Here is a 9,090-nt window from a genome sequence, read left to right on the forward strand (position 1 = left end):
CTCCTGACCATGATTGATACCTGTAAACCATGTCCCCGGTCTCAAACGTAAAGGATGTACCCGGTCTTTACCCACCCTAGCCCTCTCCCGGAGGGAGAGGGAACCGATTGGGGGATGCTCAGGATATTCATCGACCTGGATGCACTTCACCGAATCCATAATCGACTCGGTGTTTCAGGTCGATGTATAGCGCAAGACACCTCGGTCAGCTCCCTCTCCCTCCGGGAGAGGGCTGGGGTGGGGGAGAAATCTGCCTGACACCCCGCCAACTCCGCTACTCCACCGACCGGCTCACCGCCCCTTCGCCAACTCCATAATCATCCGCGACAACAGATAAATCCGCGGCGCCACGCTCTCCACCTCCGCGTATTCCTCCGGCGTATGAATGTTGCCGCCGACAATCCCGAACCCGTCCAGCGTCGGCGTCCCAACCCCGGCCGACAAACTGGCATCCGCCGCCCCGCCGCTGCCTTCTTCGGTCAACTTGCGGCCAATCTCACCGTAAATCCCCTGGGCCATCGCCATCAATCGATCCGACTCCGCCGTCTGCGGCATCGGTGGCAAACCGCGTTGCAATGAAGTCTTCACCTCGGTGTCAGGAATCAACTTGTCCTGCGACACCCGCGCCAGATCCTTCTCGATCCGGTCGAATTCTTCCGGCACCGCCGCCCGCACATCAGCCTTGGCTGTGGCCTGATCCGGGATCACGTTGGTGCGGTCGCCGGCCTTGAGCACGGTGAAGTTGATGGTGGTTTTCTTGGCTTCGTCGCCGAGCTTGCCCAGTTGCAGGATCTGGTGCGCCGCTTCCATCGCCGCGTTGCGCCCCAGTTCCGGTGCGACGCCGGCGTGAGCAGCCTTGCCCTTGACCTCCACCAGCGCGGTGGCGCTGCCCTTGCGCCACACCACCAGTCCATCCGCCGGACGGCCCGGTTCAAGATTGAGGGTCACGTCGTGAAGCTTGGCGGTTTTCTTGATCAGGTCGGTGGCGACGTCCGAGCCGGTTTCTTCGCTGGCATCGAGCAGGAAGGTGATTTGCGCGTAGTCCTTGAAGTCGAGGTTCTTCAGGATCTTCAGCGCGTAGATGCCGGCGACAATCCCGCCCTTGTCGTCCATCACCCCCGGCCCGTAGGCGCGGCCGTCCTTGATGTGGAACGGTCGCTCGGCGGCGGAGCCTTCCTTGAACACCGTGTCCATGTGCGCCATCAGCAGGATTTTCGCCTTGCCGGTGCCTTTGAGCGTGGCGAGCACGTGGTTGGTTTTTTCCGGGGTGTTGGGTACCAGTTCTATGGTCGCGCCGAGCTTTTTCAGCTCATCAATGGCGATGTCGCTGACTTGCTTGAGCCCCGGTTCATAGCCGGAACCGGAATCGATATTGACCAGCCGTTCGAGCAATTTCAGGGCTTCGGGCTTGTATTGCTCGGCATCGGCCAGCACTTGTTTGTGCGGTTCGGCGAAGGCGCCAGCGGTGGCGAAAGAAAGGGTCAGGCCGAGACCGGCGGCCAGCAGGGAACGAGGGAATTTGAACGTCATGAATCAATCCTTGTTTCGTGTCGGGTACTGAACCGTACCTGACATCGCCCCAAGGCTCTATCCCGGATGCGACACCCAATCCGTTCAAACCGAATCGAATACCTCGCGCCGCGGCTTGTCGTCGCTGCAGCAGATCACCCGGTTACGCCCGCCGGCCTTGGCTTCGTACAGCGCCTGATCGGCGTCATCCAGCCAGCGTGTCGCGTCGCCGTGAGCCGGATCGAGCGCCGCCAGACCGATGCTCAGGCTGACTTTCAGCGCCGGGTTCTGTTCGTACACCAGAAAGGAAAAACGCTCACGCAAGGCTTCCATCGCCTGCGCCGCATTGAACAGCGGCAAGTCCGGCAGGATCACGCAAAACTCGTCGCCGCCGTAGCGCCCCGCCACATCGGCCATACGCAGGTTCTGCTTGAGCATCTTGCTCAGCTGACGCAGGACGATATCGCCCGCCACATGCCCGTAGGTGTCGTTGATCGCCTTGAAGTGGTCGATGTCGATCAGCGCAATCGCCGCACCTGTCTGCTGGCGTTTGCAGCGTTCGAATTCGATTTCCAGTTGATCCTTCCAGGCGCCGTGATTGAGCAGACCGGTGAGGCTGTCGGTGCGGCTCAGGGCCAGCAATTCACGTTTATGCAGGCCGAGGGTGTAGGCCTGGCGAAAGCAGATCCAGCCCAGCGCCAGCGGATACAGCGTCAACAACGGCAGACAGGCATAAAGCTGTGCCGGTGTGGTTATCGGGACGAACGCCGGGGCAAATACCACCAGCCCGACACCGACACCAAGCAACTGCGCCGCCGTCCCGGCCAGCAGAAAACGCGCGCCGCCGATGGCGACGTTGTTCATCGCCATCATCGAAATGGTCGTGGCACTGGGCAAGGGATTGAAGTGCATGGCGGCGACCCAGAAGCCACCGAGGAAGGCGTCGATCAACAGGTTGCGGTGTTCGGCGTGGTAAGGAACCTTCGCCCGACGAGCCCATTGATAAGCAAGGTGCGGCCAGACCAGGCCGTTGAACAGCATCAGCGCCCAGACCCAGGCCGGCGGGTCGAGCGGGTACATCGCGACGCTCACGCACAAAAGCCCCAGGACCAGCCCGAGGGTTCGCGATGTATAGAGCCTCCTGGCCAGTGAAAGTCCCTTTCCTCCCGTTCTTCCCATAAGGGCCTCGACCACTCGACGGCACTGCGCAGACCGCAGACCCGATGTGCTGGGAGTCTATCAGGGCAACGTTAAATAGCCATCACCGGCCAGCGGGCCGAATACCTCGTCATCAGCACCACACGGCGGGCAAATGATTGGCTATACATGAAAGGAAGAAAATGGAAAAAAGACTCTAAGAAGGAGGCCCATGCAGACCTATCAAGTGTTGATCATCGGCAGCGGTTTTGGCGGCCAGTGCGCGGCGGTCAATCTGCTCAAGGCCGGTATCGACGACTTTCGCTTGCTGGAACGCCGGGACTTTTTCGGCGGCACCTGGTGCCAGAACACCTACCCCGGCGCAGCGGTGGATGTGCCGTCGCCGCTGTATTCGCTGTCGTTTGCACCTTACCGCTGGACCCAGATGTTCGCCGAACAGGCTGAACTGCATCGCTACACCGACCATGTAATCGAACGCTTCGGCCTGCGTGACCGGGTGGAACTGCAGGCCAACGTCGAGCGCGTCGAATGGGACGACACCGAAAAGCGCTGGGCCGTACACACCGGCACCAAAGGCATTTTTTATGCGCAGTTCCTGATCAATGCCACCGGGCCGTTGAGCCAACCGGTTATCCCACACTTCCCCGGTCAGGATCGCTTTCAGGGCAAGACCTTTCATACAAACAATTGGGATCACAGCTACGACTATCACGGTAAACGCGTGGCGATTGTCGGCAGCGGTGCCAGTGCGGCTCAGGTGATTCCGGCCATTGCACCGAAGGTCGCCCAGTTGCATGTGTTTCAGCGCACAGCTCATTGGGTGCTGCCCCGGGCCGATCGTACGTTCGGGCGATTTCAGCGCTGGTTGCTGGGGCTGAAACCGGCCTACAAACTGCTGCGCTGGATGATCTATTGGCAATTCGAAACCCGGGTCATCGCCTTCAAATACTCGAAACCGGCGATTCACATGGTGCAGCGACACGCCCTGAAGTTTCTCAAACGCCAGGTGACTGACCCCGAGTTGCGGAAGAAACTGACACCGGACTTCACCATTGGCTGCAAACGGGTATTGGTCTCCAGCACCTATTACCCGGCGCTGACCCGGCCCAACGTCACGTTGCACAGCCGCGAACAGGGCATCGCCAGCCTCGATGAAACCGGCATCGTCACCACGGACGGTCAGCACATCGACGTCGATCTGATCGTCTGGTCGACCGGTTACGACGCCACCGACGGCGTGATTTCCTACCCGGTCAGCGGAAAAAACGCTGTGCAACTGCGCGATGTCTGGGCGCAATATCCACGCGCCTACCTCGGCACCAGCCTGCCGGACTTTCCCAATCTGTTTATCGTCACCGGGCCGAACACCGGCATCGGCCACACCTCGGCGCTGTTCATCATCGAATCGCAGATGAATTACATCCTCGACTGCATCCGCACCTTGCAGGCCAAAGGTCTGCGCAGCATCGAAGTTCGCCCCGAAGCAGAACGTACCTACACTCAGATGATTCACCGGGAAATGGAACGCACGGTCTGGAAAACCGGCGGCTGCCACAGTTGGTATCAAAGCAGGAGCGGTCACGTGATCGCGATGTTCCCCGGCTTCAGTTTCAGCTACCACCGGTTGACCCGGGCGCTGAAACCGGCCGACCACATTCTGTCTTGAACAAGGAAGACCCACGATGCTTTTGCTGTTTGTCGCCCTCGCGGTTTTCGTGGCCTGGAGCTGGTTGAGCTACCCGGCAGTCGGCCACTGGCTTTACGATCTGAGCGCGGCCCTGGAGGCCAGGCTGTACCGGCTGCACAAGATTGAAGTGCCGATTGCCGAAATGACCGTATCGACCTGGCAAGGCGGGCCTTATGAAGCGTCGAGCAGCATTCTGATGCTGCACGGCTACAGTGCCGAAAAGAACCTGTGGCTGCGCTTCGCCCGGCATTTTGTCGGGCAGTACCGGGTGATCATCCCGGATCTGGCCGGCCACGGCGAAACCGGCTTCAAGGCCGGCGGTGGCTACGACATTCCGGTGCAGGCCAAGCGCATGATCCAGTTGCTCGACGTCTGCGGCGTCGAGAAGGTCCACGTGATCGGCAACTCCATGGGCGGCTACATCGCCGCGTGGCTGGCGGCGACCTACCCCGACCGCATCGCATCGGTGGCGCTGATCGACCCGGCCGGCGTCACTGCGCCCGAGGCCAGCGACATGGAGCGCCACCTGGCCCGTGGGCACAATCCGTTTCTGATCAATTCCCGGGAAGAATTCCGACGCTTCTATGCCATGACCATGGCCTCGCCACCGTGGGTGCCCGGTCTGGTGCTCGACGCGATCGCCCAGCGCTACGAACAATGCCGCGACGAACTGGAAGAGATCTTCCGGGATTTTCGCGCCAGCCCGCCGATGGAGCCGAAACTGCCGGACATCAAATGCCCGGCGCTGTTGCTCTGGGGCCGCAAGGACCGGTTGATCGACGTCAGCAGCGTGCCGGTGTGGAGCAAAGGCATCAGCAATTTGCGGGTCGATGTCTGGGACGGCGTCGGCCATATGCCGATGGTCGAGCAACCGTCGAACACGGCACGTCTGTATCGCGAGTTTCTGGGGGAGCATTCGCGTCAGGACAGGTAAACGGTCAGTCGTTGGCAGAATGAAGTTCGTAGGATTCTTCGTTTGCCCGCGTCGGCGAAGGCTGCGATCTTTTCCGACATCCTTTACGTGACCGTGCCAGGAATTTTTTTCATGACCGTGCAGCCTTTCGTCAGCCCCGACCTGATCCGCCAACGCTTCTCCAAAGCGATGTCCGACATGTACCGCGAAGAAGTGCCGCTGTACGGCGCGTTGATGGAACTGGTGGAACAGACCAACCGCGACGTGCTGGCACGCGAGCCGCAAATCGCCAGCCAATTGCACAGCACTGGCGAAATCGAACGGCTGGACATGGAGCGCCACGGTGCGATCCGCGTCGGCACCGCCACCGAACTGGCCACCCTCGCCCGCCTGTTTGCGGTGATGGGCATGCAACCGGTGGGTTATTACGACCTGACCCCTGCCGGGGTGCCGGTGCATTCCACGGCGTTTCGCGCGGTGCATGAAGATGCGCTGCAGGTCAGCCCGTTCCGGGTGTTCACTTCGTTGCTGCGACTGGAATTGATTGAAGACCCCGAACTGCGTGCCTTTGCTGAATCGGTGCTGGATAAGCGTTCGATCTTCACGGCTTCGGCGCTAAAGCTGATCGAACAGGCCGAGTCCGCTGGCGGTTTGAATGAATCCGAGGCCGGGGAATTTGTCCTGCAGGCGCTGGAGACTTTTCGCTGGCACCACAGCGCCACCGTCACCGCTGCGCAATACCAGACCCTCAGTGCTCAGCATCGCTTGATCGCCGATGTCGTCGCCTTCAAGGGCCCGCACATCAACCACCTGACCCCGCGCACACTGGACATCGACATCGTTCAGGCGCAGATGCCGCTGCACGGCATCACGCCCAAAGCGGTGATCGAAGGCCCGCCGCGCCGGCAGCACCCGATCCTGTTGCGTCAGACCAGTTTCAAGGCGCTGGACGAGCCGATCGCCTTCACCGACCAGACGCAAACCCGCGGCAGCCACAGCGCCCGCTTCGGTGAAATCGAACAACGTGGCGCGGCGCTGACCCCCAAGGGCCGCGCGCTTTACGACCGCCTGCTGAACGCGGCGCGCGATGAACTCGGCGATTTCCCCAACGAAGCCAATGCCTCACGCTACAACGCCCTTATGACCCAGCATTTCAGCGAATTCCCTGACAGCCTCGAGGGCATGCGCGAGCAGGAACTGGCGTACTTCCGTTATTTCCTGACAGGCAAAGGGCTGGCGGCGGGTCGTCCCGCTGATGTTTCGCTGCAAGCATTGTTGCGCGACGGCTATGTGAAAGCCGAACCGCTGGTGTACGAAGATTTCCTGCCAGTCAGTGCGGCAGGGATTTTTCAGTCGAACCTGGGGGACGCGGCGCAGGCGCACTATGGCGAGCATTCCAACCGACAGGCGTTCGAGCTGGCGTTGGGGCGTTCGACCATTGATGAGTTGGGCCTGTATGCCGAAACCCAGCAACGTTCGATTGAGGAATGCCTCGCTACAATCGCCCGATCCGCGTGAAAAGCGGCGATTGGCCATACTGCGCAAGAAGTTGCGCACTTGTTTCGTAAAAATGCTCACCGATTCCGCTGGAGGCCATGTTTTTCAAGGCCTCCAGCCAAGTGCGCAAGAAGTTGCGCAGTACTGCGCAACTTCTTGCGCACTTTTCGCCTGAACCCCCACCCTTTTTCGCTAATACCAAGGGCGCTCCGCGCCAACTCATTGGTTTATAAGGCTTCGAAAATCTTGGCACGCTCCTTGATAACAGTCAGCCACCCACCGGGCGATTTCGCCTCCCGGGCACCCTAACTTTATCCGCAAGGAGCACCTCCCATGGCAACACCAGCGTACATGTCGGTTACCGGCGAAAAACAAGGCCTGATCACTGCCGGCGCCTTCACCGCCGACTCCGTTGGCAACACCTACCAGGAAGGTCACGAAGACCAGGTCATGGTTCAGGCGTTCAGCCACGACGTGATCATCCCGCGTGACCCGCAATCCGGTCAGCCAACCGGTCAGCGCGTTCACAAGCCAGTGATCATCACCAAGGTCTACGACAAGGCTTCGCCACTGCTGCAAGCCGCTCTGACCTCCGGCGAGCGCATGAGCGAAATCGTTATCCAGTGGTACCGCACTTCGGCTCAAGGTACCCAAGAGCACTACTACACCACCAAACTGGAAGACGCGATCATCGTCGCCATCAACAACAAAATGCACAACTGCCAGGATCCATCGAACGCCCACTTCACCCACCTGGAAGAAGTGCAGTTCACCTACCGCAAAATCACCTGGACCCACGAAGTATCCGGTACTTCGGGTTCCGATGACTGGCGTGCTCCAGTCGTTTAATTACGGCTGATCGTTTCAAGCATCGGCCAGCTCTGCTGGTCGATGTTGTTTACGCCCCTCCAGAATTTCGCGTGCGTTGAACCGCTTGACGGTCATCGACGAACGCCGCTGTACAGCACGAGGAACAAGGGATGTTCGCGCCGGCCAATGAAACCCACTTTGCCCTGACCATCGAAGGTCTTTCCGCCGACTTTCAGGTGTTTACCCTCACCGGTCGGGAAGCCATCAGCCAGCCTTTTGTGTTCGAGGTGGAGCTGGTCAGTGAGCAGCCGTCGCTGGACCTCGAAACCCTGCTGCACAAACCGGCCTTCCTGCAGCTGTCGCCCGACGGCAGCGGCATCCACGGCCTGATCTACCGCGCCGCGCAAGGCGATTCCGGCAAGCGCCTGACGCGCTACTCCGTGACCCTGCGCCCGCAACTGGGGTACCTCGCGCACCGGATCAACCAGCGGATCTTCCAGAACCTCAGCGTGCCGAAAATCATCGGCAAGGTCCTCGAAGATCATGGCATCCAGGGCAACGCCTACGCCTTCCAGACCGGTTCGATCTACCCCGACCGCATTTACTGCGTGCAATACGACGAATCGGACCTGCATTTCATCCAGCGCCTGTGCGAAGAAGAAGGCATTCACTACCACTTCCAGCACAGCGCGACGGCGCACAAACTGGTGTTCGGCGATGACCAGACGGTGTTCAAGAAACTGGCGCCGGTGGCCTATCAGCAGGACTCCGGCATGGTCGCCAGCAACCCGGTGATCAAGCGCTTCGACCTGCGTCTGGAAACCCGCACCAGCCGCACCACCCGCCGCGACTACGACTTCGAAAAACCGCGCCTGACGCTGGAAAGCGAAAACCGCGGCGACGCCCTGCCCGACCTCGAGGACTACGATTACCCGGGCCGTTTCGTCGACCGCGAACGCGGCAAACACCTGGCCAAACGCGCCCTCGAACGCCATCGCAGCGACTTCCAGCTCGCCGAAGGCAAGAGCGACCAGCCGCTGCTGGTCAGCGGCCATTTCCTCGCGCTGAAAGAACATCCGAAAGCCAAGTGGAACGACCTGTGGCTGCTGACCGAAGTCCACCACGAAGGCAAGCAGCCGCAGGTGCTGGAAGAGTCGGTGACCAGCGACACCACCGCGCTCAAAGACGATTTCCATCAGGGTTACCGCAACCGCTTCCAGGCCACCCCGTGGGACGTGCCGAACCGCCCGCCCCTGCGCCACCCGAAACCGCGCATCCTTGGCAGCCAGAGCGCCGTGGTCACCGGCCCGAAAGGCGAAGAAATCCATTGCGACGAATACGGCCGCGTCAAAGTCCAGTTCCACTGGGACCGTGAAGGTCAGGCCGACGACAAAACCAGCTGCTGGCTGCGTGTCTCCAGCGCCTGGGCCGGCGCCCAGTACGGCGGCATCGCCATCCCGCGCATCGGCATGGAAGTGCTGGTCACCTTCCTCGAAGGCGACCCCGACCAGCCGCT

Annotated in this window: 7 protein-coding genes; 5 read left to right on the top strand and 2 right to left on the bottom strand. The window is 60.7% G+C overall.

Annotation, left to right across the window (positions count from 1 at the left end; translation table 11 throughout):
* Positions 1–291: 291 nt before the first annotated feature.
* Together C1X29_RS27970 and C1X29_RS27975 are read right to left on the bottom strand one after the other, a co-directional pair.
* Positions 292–1,530, bottom strand: coding sequence for a M20/M25/M40 family metallo-hydrolase (locus C1X29_RS27970; RefSeq protein WP_102718926.1), 1,239 nt, complete (start codon positions 1,528–1,530; stop codon positions 292–294).
* A gap of 84 nt (positions 1,531–1,614) precedes the next feature.
* Complete coding sequence (locus tag C1X29_RS27975; RefSeq protein ID WP_102718927.1) at positions 1,615–2,688, bottom strand: diguanylate cyclase; 1,074 nt, start codon at positions 2,686–2,688, stop codon at positions 1,615–1,617.
* Between the two features lie 190 nt (positions 2,689–2,878).
* Between C1X29_RS27975 and C1X29_RS27980 the strand changes: the two genes are divergently transcribed.
* From C1X29_RS27980 to tssI, 5 genes are all read left to right on the top strand, one after another.
* The gene (locus C1X29_RS27980; RefSeq protein WP_102718928.1) at positions 2,879–4,333 is read left to right on the top strand and encodes an NAD(P)/FAD-dependent oxidoreductase; all 1,455 of its coding nucleotides are present in this window, start codon (positions 2,879–2,881) and stop codon (positions 4,331–4,333) included.
* 16 nt (positions 4,334–4,349) lie between these two features.
* Positions 4,350–5,288 carry an alpha/beta fold hydrolase gene (locus C1X29_RS27985; protein WP_102688444.1) on the top strand — a complete coding sequence of 313 codons (939 nt, stop codon included), beginning with the start codon at positions 4,350–4,352 and terminating at the stop codon, positions 5,286–5,288.
* Positions 5,289–5,399: 111 nt separating this feature from the next.
* Positions 5,400–6,785, top strand: a complete 1,386-nt coding sequence (locus C1X29_RS27990) for a VOC family protein (protein ID WP_102718929.1) — start codon at positions 5,400–5,402, stop codon at positions 6,783–6,785.
* A 312-nt stretch (positions 6,786–7,097) separates the two neighbouring features.
* The gene (locus C1X29_RS27995) at positions 7,098–7,613 is read left to right on the top strand and encodes an Hcp family type VI secretion system effector (RefSeq protein ID WP_039767797.1); all 516 of its coding nucleotides are present in this window, start codon (positions 7,098–7,100) and stop codon (positions 7,611–7,613) included.
* Between the two features lie 131 nt (positions 7,614–7,744).
* Positions 7,745–9,090 (top strand): type VI secretion system tip protein TssI/VgrG (tssI, locus tag C1X29_RS28000; RefSeq protein WP_146023276.1); only part of this gene is annotated, 1,346 nt, incomplete at its 3' end.

It is taken from the genome of Pseudomonas sp. GW456-12-10-14-LB2 (assembly GCF_002884345.1).
Lineage (GTDB): Bacteria > Pseudomonadota > Gammaproteobacteria > Pseudomonadales > Pseudomonadaceae > Aquipseudomonas > Aquipseudomonas paraglycinae.

What these genes read in the sequence shown, in the direction of transcription:
- C1X29_RS27970 (WP_102718926.1), bottom strand. Translation starts at nt 1,530, where the DNA reads ATGACGTTCAAATTCCCTCGTTCCCTGCTGGCCGCCGGTCTCGGCCTG.
- C1X29_RS27975 (WP_102718927.1), bottom strand. Translation starts at nt 2,688, where the DNA reads ATGGGAAGAACGGGAGGAAAGGGACTTTCACTGGCCAGGAGGCTCTAT.
- C1X29_RS27980 (WP_102718928.1), top strand. Translation starts at nt 2,879, where the DNA reads ATGCAGACCTATCAAGTGTTGATCATCGGCAGCGGTTTTGGCGGCCAG.
- C1X29_RS27985 (WP_102688444.1), top strand. Translation starts at nt 4,350, where the DNA reads ATGCTTTTGCTGTTTGTCGCCCTCGCGGTTTTCGTGGCCTGGAGCTGG.
- C1X29_RS27990 (WP_102718929.1), top strand. Translation starts at nt 5,400, where the DNA reads ATGACCGTGCAGCCTTTCGTCAGCCCCGACCTGATCCGCCAACGCTTC.
- C1X29_RS27995 (WP_039767797.1), top strand. Translation starts at nt 7,098, where the DNA reads ATGGCAACACCAGCGTACATGTCGGTTACCGGCGAAAAACAAGGCCTG.